23 protein-coding genes are annotated in these 24,710 nt (G+C 60.3%); 9 read left to right on the top strand and 14 right to left on the bottom strand.

Going from position 1 to position 24,710, the window contains the following annotated elements; translation table 11 throughout:
• Positions 1-467: 467 nt before the first annotated feature.
• From purU to V3W40_RS15625, 6 genes are read left to right on the top strand one after another with little or no spacing between them, the layout of a single operon-like run.
• Positions 468-1,334 (top strand): formyltetrahydrofolate deformylase, encoded by an 867-nt coding sequence (purU, locus tag V3W40_RS15650; protein ID WP_065925509.1) that lies wholly within the window; start codon positions 468-470, stop codon positions 1,332-1,334.
• Positions 1,331-2,236: a bifunctional methylenetetrahydrofolate dehydrogenase/methenyltetrahydrofolate cyclohydrolase FolD gene (gene folD / locus V3W40_RS15645; RefSeq protein ID WP_065925510.1), complete on the top strand. Its 906-nt coding sequence runs from the start codon at positions 1,331-1,333 to the stop codon at positions 2,234-2,236. Before purU ends, folD begins: the two co-directional genes overlap by 4 nt.
• Complete coding sequence (locus V3W40_RS15640; RefSeq protein ID WP_065925511.1) at positions 2,218-3,459, top strand: FAD-dependent oxidoreductase; 1,242 nt, start codon at positions 2,218-2,220, stop codon at positions 3,457-3,459. The genes folD and V3W40_RS15640 overlap by 19 nt, the downstream gene beginning before the upstream one ends.
• 13 nt (positions 3,460-3,472) lie before the next feature.
• A complete protein-coding gene (locus V3W40_RS15635) occupies positions 3,473-3,772 on the top strand; it encodes a sarcosine oxidase subunit delta (protein WP_065925512.1) in 300 nt (99 codons plus the stop codon).
• Positions 3,769-6,666 carry a 2Fe-2S iron-sulfur cluster-binding protein gene (locus tag V3W40_RS15630; RefSeq protein ID WP_065925513.1) on the top strand — a complete coding sequence of 966 codons (2,898 nt, stop codon included), beginning with the start codon at positions 3,769-3,771 and terminating at the stop codon, positions 6,664-6,666. The genes V3W40_RS15635 and V3W40_RS15630 overlap by 4 nt, the downstream gene beginning before the upstream one ends.
• A 3-nt stretch (positions 6,667-6,669) precedes the next feature.
• Positions 6,670-7,236 (top strand): sarcosine oxidase subunit gamma, encoded by a 567-nt coding sequence (locus tag V3W40_RS15625; RefSeq protein ID WP_330215301.1) that lies wholly within the window; start codon positions 6,670-6,672, stop codon positions 7,234-7,236.
• Here the strand turns inward: V3W40_RS15625 and V3W40_RS15620 are convergent.
• Entirely contained in the window at positions 7,224-8,630 is a 1,407-nt protein-coding gene (locus V3W40_RS15620; protein ID WP_137213130.1) for a purine-cytosine permease family protein, read from the bottom strand. The genes V3W40_RS15625 and V3W40_RS15620 overlap by 13 nt on opposite strands.
• A gap of 321 nt (positions 8,631-8,951) precedes the next feature.
• Here V3W40_RS15620 and V3W40_RS15615 point away from each other — a divergent pair, with 321 nt between their 5' ends.
• Both V3W40_RS15615 and V3W40_RS15610 read left to right on the top strand, forming a co-directional pair.
• Complete coding sequence (locus V3W40_RS15615; RefSeq protein WP_323147169.1) at positions 8,952-9,437, top strand: flavin reductase family protein; 486 nt, start codon at positions 8,952-8,954, stop codon at positions 9,435-9,437.
• Between the two features lie 56 nt (positions 9,438-9,493).
• A complete protein-coding gene (locus tag V3W40_RS15610) occupies positions 9,494-10,537 on the top strand; it encodes an LLM class flavin-dependent oxidoreductase (protein ID WP_064052580.1) in 1,044 nt (347 codons plus the stop codon).
• 49 nt (positions 10,538-10,586) lie between these two features.
• Here V3W40_RS15610 and V3W40_RS15605 read toward each other — a convergent pair whose 3' ends face one another.
• On the bottom strand, positions 10,587-11,888 hold the full coding sequence (locus tag V3W40_RS15605; protein ID WP_074846027.1) for an Nramp family divalent metal transporter: 1,302 nt from the start codon (positions 11,886-11,888) through the stop codon (positions 10,587-10,589).
• 243 nt (positions 11,889-12,131) lie between these two features.
• Between V3W40_RS15605 and V3W40_RS15600 the strand changes: the two genes are divergently transcribed.
• The gene (locus tag V3W40_RS15600; protein WP_330215300.1) at positions 12,132-14,540 is read left to right on the top strand and encodes a glucose/quinate/shikimate family membrane-bound PQQ-dependent dehydrogenase; all 2,409 of its coding nucleotides are present in this window, start codon (positions 12,132-12,134) and stop codon (positions 14,538-14,540) included.
• Between the two features lie 230 nt (positions 14,541-14,770).
• Here V3W40_RS15600 and V3W40_RS15595 read toward each other — a convergent pair whose 3' ends face one another.
• The 12 genes from V3W40_RS15595 to V3W40_RS15540 form a co-directional block, all read right to left on the bottom strand.
• Entirely contained in the window at positions 14,771-15,556 is a 786-nt protein-coding gene (locus V3W40_RS15595; RefSeq protein WP_330215299.1) for an enoyl-ACP reductase FabI, read from the bottom strand.
• A 36-nt stretch (positions 15,557-15,592) separates the two neighbouring features.
• Complete coding sequence (locus tag V3W40_RS15590; protein WP_330215298.1) at positions 15,593-16,297, bottom strand: lysophospholipid acyltransferase family protein; 705 nt, start codon at positions 16,295-16,297, stop codon at positions 15,593-15,595.
• Complete coding sequence (locus tag V3W40_RS15585) at positions 16,294-17,328, bottom strand: hypothetical protein (RefSeq protein WP_330215297.1); 1,035 nt, start codon at positions 17,326-17,328, stop codon at positions 16,294-16,296. The genes V3W40_RS15590 and V3W40_RS15585 overlap by 4 nt, the downstream gene beginning before the upstream one ends.
• Complete coding sequence (locus V3W40_RS15580) at positions 17,325-18,536, bottom strand: beta-ketoacyl-[acyl-carrier-protein] synthase family protein (protein ID WP_330215296.1); 1,212 nt, start codon at positions 18,534-18,536, stop codon at positions 17,325-17,327. The genes V3W40_RS15585 and V3W40_RS15580 overlap by 4 nt, the downstream gene beginning before the upstream one ends.
• Complete coding sequence (locus tag V3W40_RS15575; protein ID WP_259194877.1) at positions 18,533-18,787, bottom strand: acyl carrier protein; 255 nt, start codon at positions 18,785-18,787, stop codon at positions 18,533-18,535. The genes V3W40_RS15580 and V3W40_RS15575 overlap by 4 nt, the downstream gene beginning before the upstream one ends.
• Positions 18,788-18,811: 24 nt before the next feature.
• Positions 18,812-19,426 (bottom strand): methyltransferase family protein, encoded by a 615-nt coding sequence (locus V3W40_RS15570; protein WP_330215295.1) that lies wholly within the window; start codon positions 19,424-19,426, stop codon positions 18,812-18,814.
• Positions 19,407-20,312 carry an NAD-dependent epimerase/dehydratase family protein gene (locus V3W40_RS15565; RefSeq protein WP_330215294.1) on the bottom strand — a complete coding sequence of 302 codons (906 nt, stop codon included), beginning with the start codon at positions 20,310-20,312 and terminating at the stop codon, positions 19,407-19,409. The genes V3W40_RS15570 and V3W40_RS15565 overlap by 20 nt, the downstream gene beginning before the upstream one ends.
• A 16-nt stretch (positions 20,313-20,328) precedes the next feature.
• On the bottom strand, positions 20,329-20,901 hold the full coding sequence (locus V3W40_RS15560) for a histidine phosphatase family protein (RefSeq protein ID WP_330215293.1): 573 nt from the start codon (positions 20,899-20,901) through the stop codon (positions 20,329-20,331).
• Positions 20,898-21,635, bottom strand: coding sequence for a hypothetical protein (locus V3W40_RS15555; protein ID WP_259194873.1), 738 nt, complete (start codon positions 21,633-21,635; stop codon positions 20,898-20,900). The genes V3W40_RS15560 and V3W40_RS15555 overlap by 4 nt, the downstream gene beginning before the upstream one ends.
• Before the next feature lie 72 nt (positions 21,636-21,707).
• The gene (locus V3W40_RS15550; protein WP_330215292.1) at positions 21,708-22,862 is read right to left on the bottom strand and encodes an aminotransferase class I/II-fold pyridoxal phosphate-dependent enzyme; all 1,155 of its coding nucleotides are present in this window, start codon (positions 22,860-22,862) and stop codon (positions 21,708-21,710) included.
• A 7-nt stretch (positions 22,863-22,869) separates the two neighbouring features.
• On the bottom strand, positions 22,870-23,874 hold the full coding sequence (locus V3W40_RS15545) for a GNAT family N-acetyltransferase (protein ID WP_330215291.1): 1,005 nt from the start codon (positions 23,872-23,874) through the stop codon (positions 22,870-22,872).
• Between the two features lie 75 nt (positions 23,875-23,949).
• Complete coding sequence (locus tag V3W40_RS15540; RefSeq protein ID WP_259194870.1) at positions 23,950-24,534, bottom strand: acyl-homoserine-lactone synthase; 585 nt, start codon at positions 24,532-24,534, stop codon at positions 23,950-23,952.
• Positions 24,535-24,710 lie beyond the last annotated feature (176 nt).

The raw sequence follows: 24,710 nt of genomic DNA, 5'->3' as shown, positions 1-24,710 counted from the left end.
CCCACGCTCCAAAGCCGGAGTGAGGGCATGCCGAGCCTAGGCGAGGCACCGAGTGTTGGGGCGAAGGCCTTTTGCTTACTTTTGGGCCTTTCCAAAAGTGAGCCGCCGTAAGGGCGGAACCCTAAGCCGCCGTTACCGCAGCAACGGATATGTACCCGGTCCAATCCAAAAAAATAGTCGGCCCAGAGGCCGCCATCGGGGGCAAGCCCCCCTCCCCCATTTCTAACCGCGTCCACCCGCGAGTGTGGGGCGAAGTCCTATAGTGACTGGTGGCGCCCAGCCCAAAAATTTCCCCTCAGTTAAAAAACTTTCCCAAAAACCCTGGACGCCCTGCCCCCATTCCCCTATAAAGCCACTTCAGGAATATTTTATTCCCCACAAGAAAACGCGCTCAAGGAATGAGCCTGCTGTCCTCAGACATTTTTTCGCTATGCGATGAGCTGCCGCCATCATCCCGAGGACGTGTCATGCAACACGAAAAAAACCATTTCATCATCAAGGTGACGTGCCCCGCCGTGTCCGGCATCGTCGCTGCCGTCACCACTTACCTGGCGGACAAGGCGTGCTACATCGGGGAAATGGCGCAGTTCGATGATGACTTCAGCGGCCGCTTTTTCATGCGTGCCGTGTTCCGTTTCAACGATGGCCACACAGGCGACCTGCAAGAGATCAGAGACGGTTTCGCCGATGTCGCCCAGGCCTTCGACATGCAGTGGGAGCTGCACGACACCCGCGAGCCGATGCGCGTGATGCTGATGGTGAGCAAGTTCGACCACTGCCTCACCGACCTGCTCTACCGCTACCACAAGGGCGAGATGGACATGACCATCACCGCCATCGTCTCCAACCACCTCGACCTGCGGCCGATGGCCGAGCGCGAGGGCATTCGCTTTATCTACCTGCCGGTGTCCAGGGACAACAAGGCCGCGCAGGAAACCGAGCTGATGAAGATCGTCGACGACACCCGCACCGAGCTGGTGGTGTTGGCGCGCTACATGCAGATCCTCTCCGACGACCTGTGCCGGCAACTGTCGGGGCGGGCGATCAATATCCACCATTCGTTCCTGCCCGGGTTCAAGGGTGCCAAGCCCTATCACCAGGCGTATCAACGCGGTGTGAAGTTGATCGGTGCCACCGCGCACTATGTGACCAGCGACCTGGATGAGGGCCCGATCATCGAGCAGGAAGTGCAGCGCGTCGACCACGTGTACAAGCCCGACGACCTGGTCGCCATCGGCCGCGACACCGAAACCGTGGCCCTGTCCAAGGCGGTCAAGTACCACCTGGAGCACCGGGTCTTCCTCAATCAGGACAGAACGGTGGTGTTCCGGTGAGCGCGCATAAACTGATCGACGGCAAAGCCGCCGCGGCGCGCGTGCTGCTGCAAGTGCGCGAGGACGTGGCGCGGCTGCATGGGCAGGCTATTCAACCGGCGCTGGCGGTGATCCTGGTGGGCAGCGACCCGGCCAGCCAGGTCTATGTGCGCAACAAGATCCTGCGCGCCGAAGAGGTGGGCATCCGCTCCGTGGAGCATCGCCTGCCCGGCGATACCAGCACCGAACACTTGTTGATCCTGATCGGCCAATTGAATGCCGACCCGGCGATCCACGGCGTCCTCCTGCAATTGCCGTTGCCGGCGCAGATGGACGAACTGCGCGCCCTGGAGGCCATCGCGCCAGACAAGGACGTCGACGGGTTTCACAGCCAGAACGTCGGTGGCCTCAGCCAGGGCCGCGCAGTGCTCACGCCATGCACCCCGAGCGGTTGCCTGTATCTGTTGGAGCAAACCTGCGGCGACCTGCGTGGCAAACACGCGGTGGTAATCGGCCGTTCGAACATCGTCGGTAAGCCCATGGCCGCGCTGCTGCTCAAGGCGGATTGCTCGGTGACCGTGCTGCATTCGCGCAGCCACGACGCCCAGGCCCTGTGTCGCCAGGCCGATATCGTGATCGCCGCCGTGGGCCGCGCCCGCTTGATTGACGCGAGCTGGTTGAAGCCCGGCGCGGTGGTGATCGATGTCGGCATCAACCGCATCGACGACGACGGCCGCAGCCGCCTGGTGGGTGATGTCGACTTCGACAGCGCCCTGCCCCATGTCGCCGCCATCACCCCGGTGCCCGGCGGTGTCGGGCCGATGACCATTGCCTTCCTGATGAAAAACACCGTGGCCGCCGCCCTGGCGCAACACCACGCCCTACGCAGCCAATCGGAGGCCGTATGCCATTCAATCTATTGAAATACGGGCTGAGTTCGGAGTACCCGGTGGAGGTGGACCTGCCACCGCCCAAGGAACTCAAGTCGAGTTACGACGTGGTGATCATCGGCGCCGGTGGCCATGGCCTGGCGACGGCCTACTACCTGGCCAAGTACCACGGCATCACCAACATAGCGGTGCTGGAAAAGGCCTACCTGGGCGGCGGCAATACCGCGCGCAATACGGCGGTGATCCGCTCCAACTACCTCACCAGCGAAGGCGTTCGTTTCTATGCCGAGTCGGTGAAGATGTTCCAGTCGCTGTCCAACGAATTCGATTTCAACATCATGTACTCCGAGCGCGGCCAACTGACCCTGGCCCACACCGACGCCACCGTGCGTTCGTTCCGCCAGCGTGCCGAGGTCAACAAACACTTCGGCGGGCGTACCGAGATGATCGACCGCCAGCAGATCCGCGAGCTGGTGCCCAGCCTCAACCTCGACCCCGGCCACCTGCCGGTAATCGCCGGGCTCTGGCATATCGACGGCGCCACCGCGCGTCACGATGCCGTGGCCTGGGGCTACGCCAAGCAGGCGGCCAAGCGTGGCGTGGAAATCCATCAGCTCACTGAAGTGCAGGACCTGGTGATCGAGAACGGTGCCATCACCGCGGTGAAAACCAATCGCGGCACCATCCGGTGCGGCTGCGCGGTGCAGGCGATTGCCGGGCACAGCTCGCTGCTGATGGCCAAGGCCGGTATCCGTTCGCCGATCCAGACCTTCCCGTTGCAGGCCATGGTCACCCAGCCGTTCAAGCCGTTCCTCGACCCGTTGGTGAGTTCCTCGGCCCTGCACTGCTACGTGCAGCAAACCAGCCGTGGCGAAGTGGTGTTCGGTGGCGGTTCCGACCCGTACCCGCTGTTCAACACGCGCTCGACCCTGGACCTCAAGGAAAGCCTGTTGGCCCATGCCATCGAGATGTTTCCGTTCCTGGCCAACGCCAAGTTGATGCGCCAGTGGGCCGGGATCACCGACATGACCCCCGACTACAGCCCGATCATGGGCCTGTCGCCGCTGAAGAATTACTACCTCGACGCCGGCTGGGGCACCTGGGGCTTCAAGGCCACGCCGATCTGCGGCAAGACCATGGCCGAGCTGGTCGCCAGCGGCGGCAAGGTGCCGGACTTGATCAAGCCCTTCGGCCTCGAACGTTTCTCGACCTTCCAGCAAGTCAACGAAATGGGCGCCACAGCGGCCAGCCACTGACGGAGAGCAGACGATGAAAATCATGATTTGCCCGCTCAACGGGCCGCGCAATATCAGCGAGTTCACCTACGGCGGTGAATTCAAACCGATGCCCGACCCGCTGACCTGCAGCGATGCCGAATGGGCCGACTACGTGTTCAACACCGACAACCTCGCCGGTGTGGTGCGCGAATGGTGGATGCACACGCCGTCCAGTTACTGGTTCCTCGCCGAACGCCACACGGTCACCGACGAGATCCTGCGCACCTTCGATCCGCGCGAAGTGTTCACTACCCGCGTCGACTTCACCACCGCCAAGGAGATCGCCGGATGAACCGCCTCCCCGCCCCCATGGGCCTGCTGATCCAGCGTGACCAGCCACTCGATTTCAGTTTCGACGGCCTGCCCTACCAAGGTTTGCAGGGCGACAGCATCGCCAGCGCGCTGCTCGCCAACGGGCGCTTCCTGATGTCGCGTTCGTTCAAGTACCACCGCCCACGCGGCCCATTGACCATGGCCGGCCATGACGCCAACAGCCTGGTGCAACTGCCCCGCGAACCCAACGTATTGGCCGATGCCCACGCGCTGTCCGCCGGCCTGGCGGTGACGGCGCAGAACGTCAACGGCTCGCTGGATAACGACAAGGACGCCTACCTGGGCAAGTTCTCCAGGTTCATGCCAGTGGGTTTCTACTACCGTTCGTTCTACAAGCCCAAAGGCATGTGGAAAGTCTGGGAACCGATCATCCGCAAAAAGGCCGGCCTGGGCGTGCTCGACCTGACGTTCCAACCCGAGTACTACGACAAGGCCTACCTGTTCACCGACCTCGCCGTGATCGGCGCCGGCCCCGCTGGCTTGCAGGCCGCGCTGACCGCCGCGAATGCCGGCGCCAAGGTGCTGCTGATCGAGCAGCAGCCTATTCTCGGCGGGTCGCTGACCTACGCGCGCTTCGATATTGCCGGCACCCGTGCCGACACCCTGCGCCGCGAGTTGCTCGGCGCGGTACAGCAACACGCGAATATCCAGGTGCTCACCGACGCCACCTGCAATGCCTGGTTCACCGACAACTACCTGCCGGTGATCCAGGGCAAGCGCTTGTACAAAGTGCGCGCACAACAGTGCCTGGTGTGCAGCGGTTCGTTCGACCAACCGGTGGTCTTCCGCAACAACGACCTGCCGGGGGTGATGCTCACCAGCGCCGCGCAACGCCTGATGAAGCTCTATGCAGTCAAGCCCGGCAAGCGCGCAGTGGTACTCACCGGCAACGATGACGGCTACCTCGCCGCCCTCGACCTGCATGACCAGGGCGTGGACGTGGCCGCCGTGATCGACCTGCGTCACGCCCCGGCGGACAAAGCCCTGCCGGGTGCCCTGGCCCAGCGCAAGATCCCGTGCCTGAGCAACAGCACCGTGTTCGAGGCCCTGCATGAAAAAGGCCTGCGCCATGTGAAAGGCGTCGATGTGCGCCAGATCACCGGCCAGGGCCAGGTCAGCGCCAGCGGGCAAGTGATCGACTGCGACCTGCTGTGCATGTCGGCCGGTTATATGCCGGTCTATCAGCTGCTATGCCAGGCCGGTGGCAAGCTGGCCTATGACGACTCGCGGGCGGAGTTCAGCCTCAGTGGCCTGCCGCGCAACCTGGGCGTGGCCGGTTCCGTACACGGTCGGCATCAACTGGACAATGTGCTGGCGGATGGGTCCAACGCCGCCGCCGACAGCCTGTGCGCCCTCGGTTTGAACAGCCCGAGCCCGCCTGCAGCGCTGCGCAGTGAAGCCCAGGTCAACTTCCACTGGCCGATCTTCCCGCACCCCAAGGGCAAGGATTTCGTCGACTTCGACGAAGACCTGCAAGTGGCGGATATCGTCAACGCCACCCGCATCGGCTACCGCGATGTGCAGTTGGTCAAGCGTTACTCCACGGTCGGCATGGGTCCGTCCCAGGGACGTCACTCGGCGCTGCCGACCGCACGGCTGGTGGCCTGGGCGACCCAGCGCACGATCAGCGAAACCGGGGTCACCACCGCACGCCCGCCGTTCGTGGCGGAGAAACTCGCCCATGTCGCCGGACGCGCCTTCGACCCCTACCGCCAAACGCCGATGCACGCGCGCCATGTGCAAGCCGGGGCGAAGATGATGCCCGCCGGTATCTGGCAGCGCCCGGCCTATTACGGCAAGCCCCAGGACCGCGAAGCGTGCATGCAGGCCGAAGCGCTGCATGTGCGTAACAAGGTCGGGCTGATCGATGTGTCCACACTCGGTGGCCTGGACGTGCGCGGCCCGGACGCCGCCGAATTGCTCAACCGCATGTACACCTTCGCGTTCCTCAAGCAGCCGGTGGGCCGTTCGCGTTATGCGCTGATGACCAACGAACACGGCGTGGTGATCGACGACGGCGTGTGCGCGCGGCTGGCCGACAAGCATTTCTACGTCACCGCCACCACCAGCGGCGTCGACCGCATCTACCAGCAGATGCTCAAGTGGAACGCACAGTGGCGCCTGGACGTGGACGTGACCAACGTCACGGCAGCGATCTGTGCGGTGAACGTGGCCGGGCCGGATTCGCGCAAGGTGCTGGAGCAGGTGTGCAACGACCTCGACCTCAGTGCCGAAGGCTTCCCCTACCTGGGCGTGCGCCAGGGCACGGTGGCCGGGATCAAGGCGCGCTTGCTGCGGGTCGGGTTTGTCGGCGAGCTGGGCTATGAAATCCACGTACCGGCACGCCACGGCCTGGCGTTGTGGGACGCGTTGATGACGGCCGGCAAGGCCTTTGACATTCGCCCCTTCGGCGTCGAAACCCAACGCCTGCTGCGCCTGGAAAAAGGCCACGTGATCATCAGCCAGGACACCGACGGCATGACTCACCCGGCAGAAATCGACATGGGCTGGGCGGTCAGCCGCAACAAGCCGTTCTTCGTCGGCCGCCGCTCGGTGGACATCCTCGAAGCCCAGCCGCTGAAACGCAAACTGGTGGGCTTCAGCCTGCCCAAGGGCAGCGTGCAACCGCTGGAAGGCCACCTGGTACTCAACGGCGCGGACATCAGTGGCAACGTCACCTCCTGCGAATACTCCACCAGCCTGGGCCGCATCATCGGCCTGGCCTACGCCGGGATCGACCAGAGCACACCGGGGCAGCGCATTCCGATTCGCGTCGAGGGCGGCATCGTCGTCCAGGCCGAGGTGGTGCAACTGCCGTTCTTCGACCCCACCAACCAACGCCAGGAGGGTTAAGCCATGACCAGTCTGAAAGCCCACGAATTGTTCACGCCGCCCTGCCAGTTGCAGGACCAGACCGACCTGCCCCGGGTCGGCTTTCGCGGCGCACAAAGCACCGAGTACCTTACCGCGCGCGGCTTCACGTTGCCGGGCGCGCCCAACCAAGCCAGCGCGCAAGCGGACGGCAGTTGGGTGGCGCGCCTGTCGCAGAACGAATACCTGGTGCTGGGCAGCCCGCAGGATCAGGGGCAACGGATTGCCGATGAAGAAGCGCGTTGGGAACTGGACCACCGTGCCAATTACCTGCTGCCGCGCCAGGACAGCCATGCCTGTGTGCGACTCAGCGGGGGCCTGATTGCGCAGGTGATGGCCAAGCTGTGCGGGGTCGATCTCAATTTCCCGGCCTTCAAGCCGGGAGCGGTGGCGCAGACGTCGGTGGCGCGGGTCAATGCGATTGTCATCCACACAGGGAGTGTGGAGCTGCCGGCGTTTCATATCCTCTGGGATCGCGCCTCGAAGGAATACTTCGAGGGCGCGTTGCGGGATGCGTTGGAGGAGTTCGGCGGAGTGGCTCAGTCGGTGTAGCCCAACCGCGCCGCCCTGATCTTCCGGGTGTGTTGACGTGTCGCCAGGCAGTAATACAACGGGCACGTCACCACCAGTCCCACCAGCCACGACAGGTCCGCGCCTTCCACCAGGTTGGCCCACGGCCCCACATACAGCGACGTATTGGCAAACGGCAGTTGCACGATGATGCCGATGAAGTACGCCACGATCGCATGCAGGTTGAAACGCCCATACACCCCGCCATCGGCCCGGAAGATCGAGGCAATGTCATAGACCCCGCGCTTGATGATGTAGAAGTCGATCAGGTTGATCGACGCCCACGGCACCAGCACCAGCAACAGCGCGAGGATCAGGCCGATAAATTGCGAGATGAAGTCCGCCGAGGCACCCAACGCCACCACGCAGCAACCGGCCAGGACCACGCCCGACAGCAGCACGCGCACCTTGATGCTCGGGGTCCACTGGCTGGCGAAGGTCTGCACCGAGGTGATGATCGACAGCACCGCGCCGTACAGATTCAGGGCGTTGTGGCTGATGATATTGAGCAGGAACAGCACCATCAGGATCGGCCCCAGCCAGCCGGTGGCTTGCTTGACCGCGACCATGGCTTCGGTGCCTTCGGGCGTGGCCAGTGCAGCTACCAGGCCAAAGGCGAAGGACAGGATGGTGCCAAGGGTGGCGCCCAAGTAGGTCGCAATGAACGGCCGGGTGATGCCGATATCCGCCGGCAGGTAGCGCGAGTAGTCGCTGGTGTAGGGCGAAAAGCTGATCTGCCAGATCACCCCCAGCGACACGGTGGCCAACCAGCCAGCGGCGTTGAAGCCGCCACGGGTCAGGAAATCTGCCGGCAAGTCATGGGCGAAGATGTAGATAAAACCGGCCAGCAACGCGCTGCCCATCACCCAGGTGCCGATGCGGTTGAGGGTATGGATAAAGCGGTAGCCGATCACGCCGATGGCGGTGGCGCTGAGGGCGCCGATCAGGATGCTCGCCGGCACCGGCACCGACGGCACGATGCCAACGATGGACTTGCCGGCCAGGACGATATTGGAGATGAAAAATCCGATGTAGATCAGCGCGGCAAAGAACACGATCAGCAGCGCGCCGTAACGGCCGAACTGGCCACGGCTCTGCACCATCTGCGGGATGCCCATGCGCGGGCCCTGGGCCGATGCGAGGGCAATCACGATGCCGCCGAGCAAATGCCCGAGGGCAATCGCCAGCAGGCCCCACGCCAGATTGAGATGGAACACCTGGGCCACCATGGCACCGGTGACGATCGGCAGTGGTGCGATGTTGGTGCTGAACCATAAGGTGAACAGGTCGCGGGCCTTTCCATGGCGCTCTGCGAGGGGGACGTAATCGACCGTGTGATGCTCGATCAGGGGGTCTTGCCGGGACATCTGGGGCATGGAAATGAACTCGCGTTTGTCTGATCTTATAGTTGTTTGACGCCAAACCGGGGGAGCTCTCTGGCCGCCCCTCAGATGAACACCATATTATGGTATTCCAACATTTTCACAAGACTGATCCGCTGGTTTTACCTGCAACTGATCCGGTTCCTTGTCGTATTGATTCCTTGATTTTTAAACCTAACACCCCGTATTCATTGAATATTTCGCCACAAAAGACGTTTATCAGGGATTTAAAAAAGCGCTTGCAAGCTTTGTATTACGGTATACCATCATACCTACAACCCGATAAAAACCGTTTCACCGCCAGAGGACCGTCACATGATCGATGCCACCATCTACAAACAAGTGATGGGTTCGTTTCCTTCCGGGGTCACCGTGATTACCACGCTCGATGACGACGGGCAGATCGTCGGCCTCACCGCCAGCGCGTTCAGCTCGCTGTCCATGGACCCGGCCCTGGTGCTGTTCTGCCCCAATTACAGCTCCGACTCCTATCCCATTCTGATCAAGAACAGGCACTTTGCCATCCACGTCTTGTCGGGCGGACAGCAAAATGAAGCCTACGCCTTCGCGCGCAAGGGCAAAGACAAGGCCCAAGGCATCGAATGGACGCTCAGCGCACTGGGCAACCCGATCCTGGCGAATGCCACTGCAGTGATCGAGTGTGAGCTGTGGCGCGAATATGAAGGCGGCGACCACGCGATTATGGTCGGCTCGGTAAAGAACCTGATCGTGCCAGAGCAGGCCAATGGTCCACTGGTGTATTGCCACGGCAAAATGGGTACCCTGCCCCTGCCTGCCTGACCCTCCCTGCAAACCCGGTATTTGCGGAAAATAACAACAGATTAGAGGTAAGCGTCATGAAGTTTTCCCTGTTCGTACACATGGAGCGTTGGGACGAAAGTGTCAGCCACCGCCAGTTGTTCGAAGACTTGACCGAACTGACCCTGATGGCCGAGGCCGGCGGTTTCAGCACCGTATGGATTGGCGAACACCACGCCATGGAATACACCATCTCGCCGAGCCCGATGCCGCTGCTGGCTTACCTCGCGGCCAAGACCACCACCATTCACCTGGGCGCCGGGACCATCATCGCGCCGTTCTGGCACCCGCTGCGGGTGGCGGGCGAATGCGCCTTGCTCGACGTGATCAGCAACGGGCGCATGGAAGTCGGCCTGGCCCGTGGCGCTTACCAGGTCGAATTCGACCGCATGGCCGGCGGCATGCCCGCTTCCAGCGGCGGCCAGGCGCTGCGTGAGATGGTGCCGGTGGTGCGTGCGTTGTGGAAAGGCGACTACGCCCACGACGGCGACATCTGGAAATTCCCCACCTCCACCAGCGTGCCCAAGCCGATCCAGCAGCCCAACCCGCCGATGTGGATCGCCGCCCGCGACCCGGACTCGCACAACTTCGCAGTCGCCAACGGCTGCAACGTGATGGTCACGCCGCTGATGAAGGGCGACGAAGAAGTCCTCGACCTGAAAAACAAATTCCAGGCCGCCCTCGACAACAATCCCGGCGTACCGCGCCCGCAACTGATGGTGCTGCGCCACACCCACGTGCATGCCGCCGATGATCCGGACGGCTGGAAAGTCGGGGCCAAGGCGATCTCGAAGTTCTATCGCACCTTCGATGCCTGGTTCGGCAATAAAGAGGTGCCGGTGAATGGCTTCCTGGCACCGAGCCCGGAAGAAAAATTCGCCGCCCGCCCGGAGTTCGAGCTGGACAGCCTGCACAAGACCGCGATGATCGGCACCGCCGAAGAAATCATCCCGCGCATCCGCTACTACCAGGAACTGGGCGTGGATGAGTTCAGCTTCTGGTGCGACAACAGCCTGCCCCATGCCGAGAAGAAGAAGTCGTTGGCACTGTTTATCGAGCAGGTGGTGCCGGCGTTTCGTTGATTGCTTGCAGGCGTCGCGCCAAACAGCTGCGACGCCTGCCCGCCCGGCATCAACTGAACAGTTCGACACCCAATTGGAACGCAACCCACAGCGCCAGCCCCGTGGCGAAGAGCAGCGCAATATTTTCGAACAGGTTATTGCGGTATTCCTTGCTCAGCAGCGACTTCTGGTTGGACATAATCAGCAAGCCGAGGGAAATCACCGGCAAGCCAATGATGTTCAACGCGCTGACGCCGATGGTCAGCGTGACAAAGTCCGGCATGCCCGGCAGCGACCAGATCAGCGGGGTCACCAGGATGAACAACATGAACCACTTGTGCATCGGGTCATGGTGAAACTCTTTGCCGTAACGCTCCCGGCGCCCAGGCCGTACGTGCTGGAAGGCATCGGTGATCAGCATCGGAAAGGCCGTGGTTTTGCCGGAGATGCTGGCAAACAGCGTAGCGAATACACCGATAAAGAAAATGTACCAGCCGATCGGCCCGAAGAAGATTTCGAGCGCCTTGCCCAGGTCGCCCAAGGTCTTCACTTCAATACCGTTGGGCCGCAGGATCTCGGCGCCCACAATCCAGATCGCCAGATTGATCACAATGCCGACGAACACGGCGAATAGCAGGTCGTTACGCTGGATGCGCTTGTGCTGTGGGCCGACCCAGCCTTTCTGGCGCATGACATAAGGGTGCACGAAGTTGGCAATCGAGCCCGCCACCGCGCCGATCACCGAGACAGCCACCAGCAACGCCCCGTGTACGCCCTCATCCGGCGGAATGCTGAAACCAATAGTCCCTTTGACAATGCCCGCCATATCCGGCCCGGACATCACCGCCAAGGCAATGAACGCCAGGGTCATGATTGCCAGCAGGCCTTTCATCACGCCTTCGATCATCGAATAGATATTGCGCCCCACCAGCAGCCACACCGCCAGCACCACCGCCACCGAACACAGCAGCGCATAGTCGGTCTTGAACAGCATGGCCAGGGCTTCACCCGCCCCCTTGATCATGTAGGCATTCATCAAATGCCCCATCAGCAGCGCGTACACCAGCAGGAACCAGGCGAAGAACGGGTTCAACTGGGCATAACCCTGAAGGATCGTCATGCCTTGGTTATTGCACAGTTGAAAGCGCGCAATGATGTTGACGATCAGGTACCTGAGCAGCAGGGACACTGCCAGCACCCACATCATGGCGTAGCCGTAATTCGCGCCGGCAACGGAGGAAGTAATCAAATCGCCTGCCCCCAGCCAAGACAGGACGGCGATCACGCCTGGGCCTAATAACTTGAGTAGTCGTACAACATGGCCGCTTACGGGTGCGGCAGACTTGCCTTCTATCGAAGGGAAATCGGTCATAGGGGAGTCTCCGTTGTTGTTTTTGTGAGAGCGGAGATAGTCGAACACAATTGATACGACGTCGTATAACCAATCAGGGCGGGTATGTATTAATAAATGTTTCCTGGCGGGCGCCCCCCCTTGAGTGCTGATTGACCGGACAGAAAGAGGATTGGATCGCTGTGCACACGGCAAAATGTACTATCTGGTTACTTATATTGCTAAAATCGCGTCTTTGCCCTCTCTCACTCGAGTCCTTTCGACATGAAACGAGCATCGCGCGCCACTGGCGTCTCTAGATTCCTACTCCTGGGCCTGGGCGTAATCATCGCCCTGCTCGGCCTCGCGCTGGCCGTTGGCGGCGCCAAACTGGTGAGCCTCGGCGGTTCCTGGTACTTCCTGATCGGCGGCGTGGCCATGGCGGTTTCCGGCCTGTTGATTGCCCGGCGCAACACCGCCGGTGCATGGTTGTTCGCCGCGTTCCTGATCGGCACGGCCATCTGGGCGGTGGCGGATGTGGGCCTGGTGTTCTGGCCGCTGTTCTCGCGGCTGTTCATGTTTGCGGCCATCGGCCTGGTGGTGGCGCTGGTGTATCCGCTGCTGGCCGGCCGGCCCGCGCGCGGTGCCTATGGCGTTGCCGCCGTGTTGGCGGTGGGCGTGGCGGTGGCGGCGGGCAATATGTTCGTCGCCCATCCCAGCGTCGCGCCGACCGGTGCGGGCCCAGGCATCACGCCCGTGGCCGCGGCCGACGCGCAGAAAGACTGGGCCCACTACGGCAACACCGAAGGTGGCAGCCGCTTCGCTGCGCTGGACCAGATCAATCGCGACAACATTAACCAGCTCAAAGTGGCCTGGACCTACCACACCGGTGACGTGGCCCTCAGCGACGGCAACGGTGCCGAAGACCAGCTGACGCCCCTGCAGATCGGCAACAAAGTGTTTATCTGCACGCCCCACAACAACCTGATCGCCCTCGACGCCGACACCGGCAAAGAGCTGTGGAAGAACGAAGTCAACGCCAAGTCGGCGGTGTGGCAGCGTTGCCGGGGCATGGCGTATTTCGACGCCACCGCGCCGATTGCCCAGCCGACCCAGCCCAACAGCTCGCCGATCATCGCCGCCAGCGTTCCCGCCGGTGCGCAGTGCCAGCGTCGCTTGCTGACCAACACCATCGATGCACGGCTGATCGCCGTGGATGCCGACACCGGCAAATTCTGCGAAGACTTCGGCACCCATGGCCAGGTGGACCTGAAAGCCGGCCTGGGCAATGTGCCGGACAGCTACTACCAGCTGTCGTCCGCACCGTTGGTCGCCGGCACCACCGTGGTGGTCGGTGGTCGCGTCGCGGATAACGTCCAAACCGACATGCCCGGCGGTGTGATCCGTGGCTTCGATGTGATCAGCGGGCAAATGCGCTGGGCCTTCGACCCGGGCAACCCGGAAGACAAACAGGCCCCGACCGGCGACAAGACCTACGTGCGCAGTACACCGAACAGCTGGGCGCCGATGTCCTACGACCCGTTGATGAATACGGTCTTCCTGCCGATGGGCAGCTCGTCCACCGACATCTACGGTGTGGAACGCACTCAGCTCAACCACAAATACGGCGCTTCGGTATTGGCGCTGGATGCCTCTACCGGTGCTGAAAAGTGGGTGTACCAGACCGTCCACAATGACCTGTGGGACTTCGACCTGCCGATGCAACCGAGCCTGATCGACTTCACCCCACCGGGCAGTGACAAGGCGGTACCCGCAGTGGTAATCGGCACCAAGGCCGGGCAGATCTATGTACTCGACCGCGCCACCGGACAGCCGCTGACCGAGGTCAAGGAAGTCCCGGTCAAAGCCGCGAACATCCCCAACGAACCCTACTCGCCGACCCAGCCCAAGTCTGTGGGCATGCCGCAGATCGGCGCGCAGACCCTGAGCGAGTCGGACATGTGGGGCGCCACCCCGTACGACCAGTTGCTGTGCCGCATCGACTTCAAGGGCATGCGCTACGACGGCCTGTACACCGCGCCGGGCACGGATAAATCCCTGAGCTTCCCGGGTTCCCTGGGCGGCATGAACTGGGGCAGTATTTCCACCGACCCGGTGCATGGCTTTATCTTCGTCAACGACATGCGCCTGGGCCTGTGGATCCAGATGCTGCCGTCGCAGAACAAGACCCAGGCCGCTTCCGGTGGCGAAGCGCTGAACACCGGCATGGGCGCGGTCCCGCTCAAGGGCACGCCGTATGCGGTGAACAAAAACCGCTTCCTGTCGGTGGCCGGCATTCCGTGCCAGGCGCCGCCGTTCGGCACCCTCACCGCCATCGACATGAAGACCCAGAAAGTCGCGTGGCAAGTGCCGGTGGGCACCGTTGAAGACACCGGCCCCCTGGGCATCCGCATGCACCTGCCGATCAAGATCGGCCTGCCGACCCTCGGCGGCACGCTGTCGACCCAGGGCGGCCTGATCTTTATCGCCGGCACCCAGGACTTCTACCTGCGCGCTTTCAACAGCGGCAACGGTGATGAAATCTGGAAGGCCCGCCTGCCCGTCGGCAGCCAGGGCGGCCCGATGACCTACGTGTCGCCGAAAACCGGCAAGCAGTACATCGTCGTCACCGCCGGCGGTGCGCGCCAGTCCACCGACCGTGGCGACTATGTGATCGCCTACGCCCTGCCATAACCTCTCTGTCCGCGCGGTGCCCCTGCACCGCGCTCCGGCATCGGGGGCAAGCGCCCTCCCACTGGTGAGCGCTGCAAGTTTCGGCTACTACGCACAGGTGACGCGGAGCGTCACGGGCTGCAGGAGCGTGGGAATGTTCTTTGAGCATTGAGCCGGGGGCGTTTTCGGGGGAGAACATCGACAATGCGCTGGTGCTGGGGTTGCAGGTCAAGGCGACGTTCTGACGTGTTTCAGACACCCATGGCGGTCGTGTTGAAACCCGCATCCACATGGAGGATTTCACCGCTGATACCGGACGCCAGGTTGGAGCACAGGAAGGCGCCCGCGTTGCCGACTTCGTCGATGGTGACGTTGCGCCGCAGCGGCGCATGGGCTTCGCTGGTCGTCAGCATGGCACCAAAGTTCTTGATGCCCGACGCGGCCAGGGTACGGATCGGGCCTGCCGAGATGGCGTTCACGCGGGTGCCTTCGGGGCCAAGGCTGCTGGCCAGGTAGCGCACGCCAGCCTCCAGGCTGGCCTTGGCCATGCCCATGACGTTGTAGTTTGGCATCGTGCGCCCAGCCCCCAGATAAGACAGCGTCAGTACACTACCCTGGCGGCCGCGCATCATTGCACGCCCGGCTTTGGCCAACGCCACCAGGCTGTAGGCGCTGATATCGTGAGCACTGCGAAACCCCTCGCGTGTGGTGACTTCGGTGAAATCGCCGTCGAGTTGCTCAAGCGGTGCGGAACCCACGCAATGCACGATGCAATCCAGGGCGTCCCAGTGCTGCCCCAGATGTTCGAACACCTGCGCAATTTCATCATCGCTCGCCACATCGCAGGGTACGCACAAGGCCGCTCCGGTACCCCATTCAGCCGCCAGTGCTTCAACGCGGCCCTTGAACTTTTCATTCTGATACGTGAACGCCAACTCTGCGCCCTCGCGATGCATGGCTTGCGCGATGCCTGAAGCAATCGACAAGCGGCTGGCGACGCCGACGATCAGCACGCGCTTGCCCGTGAGAAAACCCATTGTGTGCTCCTTGCTGTTCGATACGACCACGGTTTGCTATGGCTGAACCACAGGAATCGCGTTGTTGATAATCTCGCGGGCGTGATTGGCCAGCTGTTTTGCACTCATCGCCGCCACCTCATCAGCCTCGATGGGCGGGTGGGCGATGATGCTCACGTCAGTACTGCGAAAGGCGTTGTAGGCGATATGGTTGACCGCAGGACTGATCGTGACAGGAACAATCCCCACCCCCATGTCCTTGGCGATCCGGAAGGCCCCGGTCTTGAAGGGCAGCATCTCGCCGCCATGGCTTCGTGTGCCTTCGGGAAAGATCCACAGTGACGTGTTGTCTGCTACCACTCGCTTGGCAATCTTGCGCAAACTCTGGATAGACGCCCGTGGGCTGTTTCTATCAATGAACAGGCTGCCGGTCAGCCAATACAACTGCCCGACCAGCGGCAGCCATTTGAGCGATTTCTTACCGACGATCACGGTACCCGGATTGAGCGCCTGCGCCACGATCAACACGTCATAGTTGCATTGGTGATTGGCCACGTAGATATACGGACGGGTCGTGGGAATGCTGTCAAAGCCCCGCACCTCGACGCGCACCGAGAAAATTTTATTAATTACCGAGTAGGCTCGGCAGGCCACGTACAGGTTTCTATTCTTCGAGGGGTTGATCAACATGTAGAGACACAGGAATGGAAAGCTCAACACGATCAACACCAACACCAGCAGCCCTCTGGCTAACGCAATCATAAGTTACCCGCCTGACTCGAATTTCCGGGCCCACCTGAAGCGGCCCCTTGAACATCGTTACGCTGAACCAGTGCAACGCCATAAAAACCTTCTTCATCCACACAGACCATCACACCGCCGCCCTGCGCCGAGATGTGTTTGGCCAAGTACGCCAATTGATAGGCGCCGACCATGGACAAACTCAAGGCCTTGGCCCGATCGAGCCTCTCGACCGGCATACCCAGGGCCGTGCTCAACTGCACGCAGGCCGCCGGCCAGGCATCCGGCGCGGCCAGGCTCACGCGCCACTCACCCGACTCAATGCCCTGCCCCAGCAGAAACTCGCGTATAAGCTCGCCCAGGCTGGCCGCGTCGGCGGCGAGCAGTCGCCCCGTGACACAGGCCCGTACGACCAGCCCCGGCGCCTGCGTGTCGGTACTGGCCTGAAAGCTGAACACCGCCGCCGTGTCCGGCCGTTCTTCATCGGGCCGTTCGATAGCACGTACGTAGCGCTTACCAAACTCACCACTGAACGTCTCAAGCGCCGTGGTGTAGAGACGTTCCGAATCACCGCGCCGGGCAATCCTCAAGGTTTGAACCAAGGCGTTGTAAAAACTCAGCTCCTTTGCACACAGCGAGACGTTCGCGCCCTTGATGCCGTATTTGATCGCCAATTGGCCCAACGACGAATTGATCACGGTATTGGGGATCTGCGCGGGATTGACCTGAAAGGCAAAGCGGTTGTCGTTGGATTCCTTGATCAACTGAATGACGCTGTCGATAGACCCATTTGACGTTGCACCGATAAGGGCCGAGCACGTCAAGGCGTCACCGTGGTTGTCATCGCTGATCAACGCCATCGCCGCCAGCAGCAACAGGGCTTGGCGATCAAAATTTTTCAGCTCACGGCTCGCCACCAGCTCGCCAGCGGCCAAGTCCCACGCCGGCAAGGTGCCCCGGTTCAATTCCACGCCGCCGTGCTCGAACTCACCGGGCATTTGCAACATGACCCAATCACGCAGGATCAATCCAACGATAGCGTCGCCCGTCATTTCAGATTACCGAATACCAGAATTGAATTATTCCCGCCAAAAGCGAAAGCGTTGTTGACCGCCACATCGACCTTGCCGGCCCGGAACCCCTGGGCAACCACATCAAGGCGGATGTGCGGGTCCTGCTCAGTGACATTGATTGTCGGCGGCAGCCCTTCGCCTAACGCCAGCATGCAGGCGATCGCGCCAAAACCGGCCGCCGCGCCCATGCTGTGCCCCATCATGGATTTGATCGAACTCACCGGCGGCGGCGAGGCCCCGAAGACCGCTTCAATAGCTTGGTATTCGTTGCTGTCATTGGCCACGGTGCCGGTGCCATGGGCGCAGATATACCCCACCGCGCTCGGCGCCACTGCGGCCCTGTCCAGCGCCGCCTGCAGGCATTCGCCGACACGCTGGTGATTGAGCCTCACCATGTGGTCAGCATCGCAGTTCATCGCAAAACCCAGCACCTCACCATAGATAGGCGCGCCCCGACGCAGCGCCCGCTCGTAATCCTCAAGCACCAGGGCACTGCCACCTTCGGCGGTCAGCACGCCTTTACGTCCGGTATTGAACGGCGTGCAGTCTTTGTCGGTCATGCTGCCCAAGCGATGGAAGGTGGCGAAGGTCGCTTTGTAGACCGCGTCGCTGCCACCGCAGATGGCAATCTCACAGTCCCCGGCCTTGATCGCCTCATAGCCGAAGATCAGCGCTGTGTTGCTGGCCGAGCAGGCATTGCCGATGGTGAGCGATTCACCGGTCGAACCGATTGACCTGAGCACATCACGGCTTATTTCAGAGGCAAACGCCGAATCGACTGACGCTTGCGAGTCCGACTGGGGGTCAGCCATGGCCGTCACCATGCTGTCGATCCGATCCGACTCGCCGTAGGTGGTACCGAAATAACAATTGACCCGCTGGCCGCGAATCGCGGCCCGCTCGATACCCGCGTCTGCCAGAGCCAGTTCAGTGGCAGCAAGGGCAAAATGGCTGGCAACCCCGGAACGCGCAAAGGCGCCGAAATTCGGGATCAAGGGCTCGACCGGCGACTTCACTTCACACCCGTATTTGCGCTCGAAGCGATCGGTGTCGATTTTGCAAAGCGGCGCCGTGCCATTAGCGCCGGCTTTCAACGCCTCGAAAAACGCGGCTTTGCCGATGCCGATCGGACTGACCGGCCCCAGCCCCGTGACCACCACCCTCCTGCCCTGGTCGGCGTTCATCATGCACACTCGGCCGCGGGCAGGGTCTCGTGGATAAACCCGAGAATGGAATCCACACTGATGATCTGTGGCAGATACGCTTCATCAACGCGCACCTGGAAAGCCCCTTCGATACCCGCCAGAATTTCTATACCTGACATCGAATCGGCACCGTAAGCCTCGACAAAGTTTTCGTGGTTGAGAATCTCCGAGGCATTGACCCCCAATACTTTGGCGACGATCTGCTTGATCTTTGCTTCATGCACAGTGTTCATAAATGCTCCTTTTAATAAAACGACTCAGATAACAAACGGGATAACTTTGAAGCTATCGAACTGGTACTGCCGGTACGCCGCGCCGAAATAACCCACCATCATCTTTTCCTCCTGGTTCACGCGCTTGAGAATCAACGCAAGTGCAAGAAAAAAGATGATCAGCGCCGCGTAAATACTCGTGTACAAGGCAAAACCGGTCACGATCAGCAAGGTGCCCAGATACGCCGGATGCCGGATATATTTGAAGGCACCGACCTTGACCAACTCATGATCGACCAGCACACGCAGAGAGTGGGAAAAGTGCCGCCCCAAGACGATCTTTCCATGGGCGCGCAAACCGATCCCTGCGGCGATCAGCAGTGAGCCGATAAGTTGCAACAACACATCACTGCGAATCAGCAACTGCAACAACATGACGATCGATATGCCACAGGACACCATGAAGCCGCTCTTGATGCCCTTATCGAAGCTGCTGTCGCTGTCGGTTTCGTGGAGAAAATACAATTCGGCCAGCAGCAGGACACTGGCCATGATGATCGGCCCCAGGAATGTCAGACCGGCGTAATACACGAGGATTGCCGACGCACATGCCAACGGCATCAGAAGGCTTAACGCGACATCAACCCTGAGCGTTTTCAAAGTAGTCTCCTATCAAAGCCGACACGCTGAGCGGGGTCTCGATCACGCCTACACCGCTTTCGATTTGCCAGGGGCAGACAAACAGGTCATTGAAGCGCGCCCATGGAAACAGCTTGCGTGCGCGCCTGAAGCCGTCCATGAACGTCAGCACTTTGTAGACCCTGGCCATCGTGCGCACGCTGGCCGAACGTAACGTCGTGCCATGCCCGACCGGTTGCAGGCGGGCATACACTTCGCCTACCAGATCGTTGTAGGTCACCGTATGGTCACTGAGCAGGTAGTACGTCTGCAGTGCCTGGTCGGGAACGCGCGACAACCACTGGATAATGCAGTTGGCAATGCTCTGCACCCCAATCACATGCAGGGCCGGAAGTTGACCGGTGACCTTCGGCAGCAGTTTCAACCGGCACATCGAAATCATCGGCAGCAGGTTCTTGTCATGCCGACCCAGTACCGTCGGCACGCGCAATATGACGCCCTGCACTTTGGCGCAATTGAGGTGAATAACCTGCTCCGCTGCGTACTTGTCATCAGCGTAGGCATCCACCCGTTGCTCGGGGTTATGGGCTTTGACGCTGCTCAAATGAAACAGCGGCTTCTTGCCCGCGGCACTGGGTTTGATCGCCGCGAGTATCTGCTCTGTGAGGCCTTTATTGGTTTCGCCGGCCGTTCCCAGGCGGCTGAGACCGATGCCGGTGCAATTGACAATACAGTCGCTTTCGTCGACCAATTCAGCGAATGCCGGCGAACCGATTTCGCAGGCCTTGTAACCCGCCCTGGGCGAACGCGAGTGGCGGATCACCTCAATGCCCGGTACCGGGTCCAGGCGTTCATAGACCCCTCTTCCGATAAATCCACTGGCGCCTAACAGCAGTATCTTCTTCACGTACACGCAATCCCTTTCATGGGGTTAAAGTTTCGACCGTGAAACACCCTGAGCGATAAACCGTTTGCGCCTGCATACCCTGCTTTTGCAGGCGCTTGCGCACCGTTCGCAGAAACATGCCGTGGGAGACAACCACCACGGTCTTGCCGGCCCCGGTGCTGGCGGCGTGGAGTTCATCCGCGACCGCTGCCGCTCGACGGTACTCAGCCTTGCGGGAGGCAGCGCCCAACGAAATGCCCAGCAGCCAGGCCACCCGGTGCAGAGCGAACCATTGCCTCAAGCCCATCGTCACCAAGGGAATGGCGCTCAAGCGCAAGTCGTACTCGTGCAGACGGTTGTCCCGTTGGACTCGCTCTTCACCGAACAGACGGCACGCAGTGGCATAGGCTCGGTTGACGGGTGACGACAAGATGGTGGCTTCGGCACTCAGCAGCGGCTGCGACAACTGCGCGCGGTTCAAGAAACCGCTGATTTCGTCTTCTTCGATCAGTACGGTGTGGTTGTACTCATCCAGGCGAACCTTGGCCAGCGCCGCACCGCAGCGCGAATAGTCAACCTGTGGTGAGGCATGTCGAATCAGGTAAATCACAGCAGATAGACTCCCGTCACGATTGCGTTACCGACCAGAAACAGAAACGGCGTATCCCAGGTGTGCGGGGATTTGGCTTCCGTCAGCGTCAGTGCAAGTGGAAACACAGCACAGAGCAGGAAAAACTGTCCCGCTGAAAAGTACTGCTCGAACGCCACGCAAAACACCATAGACATCACAAACACGGTGGCCGACCCTTCAAGGGTTCGCTTGAACTTCTTATCGATAAAAAAGCCCTTGGCAACGTACTCGTGCTTACCAAAACGGATGCCCACAGGCTCTGCCAGCCCGTCACCGAAGGTGGTGGCCAGAATCGTGATGTACATCAGCTCCACCGGCACCCCGAGCGCCAGCCAGCAATACTGGGTCACCCACAGCACGAACAGCCCCGCCACGGTTTGGCTCACCAGCCAGGAAAGGGTGTGCGGCGAGTCTTCCGGGCGATCAATACTGGCAAACATATGCTGTGCGGTGAGGGACCGACGACGCGACCATCCACACATCGCGAGGAACAGGATGGCGGTAGAAACCATCGATAGCAGCAGGCGCTCATGGGTACTTTGAATATTGAACAGGACGAAAAACAGGCTGGGCAGCAGGAACATCGAGAAGTGCCCGACTTTCCTCGTGTAGTTCACCCGCACGCCATGATTGAGCACCAACAGCCCCAAGCCTTTACACAGCACAAAATAGAAAAGCACGATGCCTAACAGAGCCGAAGCCACCTGAACCATTTCATTACCACTTCGTTGACGTATTAAATAGCAGGCACATGCGCCCGCTACCATTGGGTACAGACGCCAGTCTCAGATCACGCTGCGCAGGGCTGTGATGCAGTAATCCACATCGGCGACCGTATGGTTGTACGTCAGGCACAGCCTGATCCGGGATTGATGATTAGGGACAAAGGGCGGCACAAACAGCGACCCCATGATGCCTTGCTTAACCAGCTCGGCGTTGACCCGTGCAGCCTCCATCGGGTCCTTGAACACCACGGGAATCACCGCCGTTCGGGAGCTGAGCTTGTCAACGCCCAGGGTACTCAGTTGTTCGTGGGTATAGCGCGTCAATTCGGCCAGTGCCTGTCGGCGTTCCGCGCCCTGCGTCGCGTTGATTTCAAGCGCCGTGCACGACGCAGAAGCGACACCCGGTGACACCGACCGCGAAGCGTTGTAGGTCGGGCAACGGAACCGTACCCGTTCGGCGAACTCATCGTCCTTAAACACTACGAACCCACCGGAAGAGCCGAACGCCTTGCTCATGGTGCCGACAATGTAGTCAACCTGCGCGACCACCCCCGCCGATTCACAAGCCCCCTGACCGGAGTCGCCCAACATACCCACACCGTGGGCATCGTCGATGTAGATTTCGAGCTGTGGATGCACCTGCTTCAATGCCACGATGGCAGCAAGATCAGCCACATCGCCGTCGGCAGAAAACACACCGTCGCTGATAATCAGGATTTTCTTATCCTGATTGAGCTGCACCAATTGCCCGAGCATCTCCACGTCTGCGTGGCTATAGGCCCTGAATGGGCAACCGGATAATTTCACGCCATCCCAGATCGAGACATGGGACAGTTTGTCGAGCAAAATCAGGTCGGCGCGCTCAGCGGCCAGGGGGATCACCCCGAAATTCGCCTGGTACGACGTGGTAAACATCAGCGTGGTGCGCCCACCAAACAAATCACGGTAGCGGCTTTGCAAGCGCTCGTGGTACTCGGTAAAACCACTGAAAATCATCGGCCCACCGATATTCGAACCGTACTCGCGAATGGCCGCGATGGCCGACTCTTTCATACGTTCGTTATTGGACAAGCCCAAGTAGTCACACGACGCAAAGTTCAACAATGTGCGCCCATCTGCGAGGGTCATGTCCCGACCACAGGCCGAACGTACTTTAGGGAAGTAGGTGTAATAACCCAACTCTTTCGATTTGAAGGCGACGTCATCTATGCGCATAACACTCTCATTCAGCCGGCGTGGCATATCTATAAATTCGATAAACTCGCTCATGGCAAACACCCTCTTGAGTGAGGTGGCGCATGGTGCGCAGTACCATGATGTTGTCTTCCAGCATCCAGGACACACTGATGCGCCCGCGTCCGACCACACTTAATGCAATCGCGGATAGCTTCAGCGTGAGCGCAACCGACAAGCCTTTGCGTTGATACTCCGGCGCAACACCAGTGAAAAACGCCCGGCCATATAAACCTTGTTCATTCAGGGCGGGTGCAAACATGGTAAAGCCGATGACTTCACCCTCCCGTTCGGCAATCAACGCAGAAATATTCCTGATATTACGAGCCGCCACTTCAAACTGCCCTTTCAACGCCGGGCTATAGCCCCAATTGCGTTCCCAGGCGCGGTTATAGCAATCGGCCAATTGCTGACTCTTGGCGACCAGTTCATCCTGGCCACAATGAACAAACTTGATACCCGCCAATCGTTGCGTCAGTTTTTCTTCCAAGGCCTGGTACTGATAACCCTGGGCAGGCGGTTCGAAGACAATCTCGATCAGGTCTTTTTCTTTGTGGAAACCGGCTTCGGTCAATGCATGCGCGAGCGCCAGCGTATTGGCGGGCAATGAAAACACATTGAAATCAGACTCGAACGTACGCAGCCCGCGCTCGACCAGGAACGAACTGTGAATAGGGCCGACCAGGTCGGTCACCTGCCGGGGCAGCAACCGCGAGCTGTTTATATAGTCGATTGAACTGCGCATCAGCGCCTGCAAGGCATCTGCCTGGGGTCGCGCGATCAGGGTCGAAAAATACGCAGTATCCAGCCCGTTGATCATTGCTCGCCGATCAAAATGCACAATGCAGAAGGCGACGAGGTTACCGTGCTCATCTTGCCAGGCCACCGGGACGTTATGCTCAGTGGCTGAATGCTCGCAGGCGGCTATCACCCGCTGTTCGATTTGCTGCTGTGTGCGACCTACCACCGACACTTGCTGGTCCAGACGCTGCAAGGCATACCAGTCGCACGCCGCCAAACCTATTACTCTACTCATCAATATTCTCGCCCCACATGCATGGCAGGGTTTTCAGGCGGCCAGGCACAAGGCGCGGGTGGTTTGGTCGTCGATCTCGATCCAGAAGGGCACGATGCTTTGGTTATCGATAAGGTGCGGTGGTGAAATTCGCCGGGTAGTGACGCCCATGCGTTTGAGCAGACGCTCATTGCCTACCGCACTGAATGCAATCAATCGGAAAGCGCCCTTTGAGCGCGCAACATCAATGACCTCTCGAACCAGCGTCACTGTGTTTTTCCAGGCTTGCGCAGCGGTTAATACCTGGCCCTTGGGCTGGCTGATGGCGAACCGCGAAAGCTCCCAGATGTCGGCTGAAAAAGGCAGAGAACTGACGCCCATCAAATGAGGAAAAACTTCCCCCAACAAATACGGACCATTCGTGGGAAGAAGTCGGGCACAACCGAATATTTCGCGATCACGATCACAGGCCACTACATAGACGGTATCCGGACGGTCAAACGCATCCAGTTCAATACCCTCTTCGCAATGTAACGGCCAACCCAACGCCTTAACGAATACTTCATACCGATATTTAGCCAACGCCCCGACCATGCCTGGCAAAAGTTCGCCAACCGTCCCTGTTATTGCCGTAAGCATGCCAACCATCCAGCCCGCCAATATGATTAAGCAAGTACAACAAACCCCTCACTGAGTGAGTAGCTGCCCGAATGGGCAGGTCAATCGGAACCCCCATTGCCTGGCCAGAACTTACTGGTCGAAAACCGACTTTCTAGTACTGACGTACTAATAAATAAACAACAAGAGTGCTTCGA

This window comes from Pseudomonas sp. AM8, assembly GCF_036346475.1.
GTDB classification, from domain to species: domain Bacteria; phylum Pseudomonadota; class Gammaproteobacteria; order Pseudomonadales; family Pseudomonadaceae; genus Aquipseudomonas; species Aquipseudomonas marginalis.
This window is presented reverse-complemented; position numbering and strand designations above follow the sequence as displayed.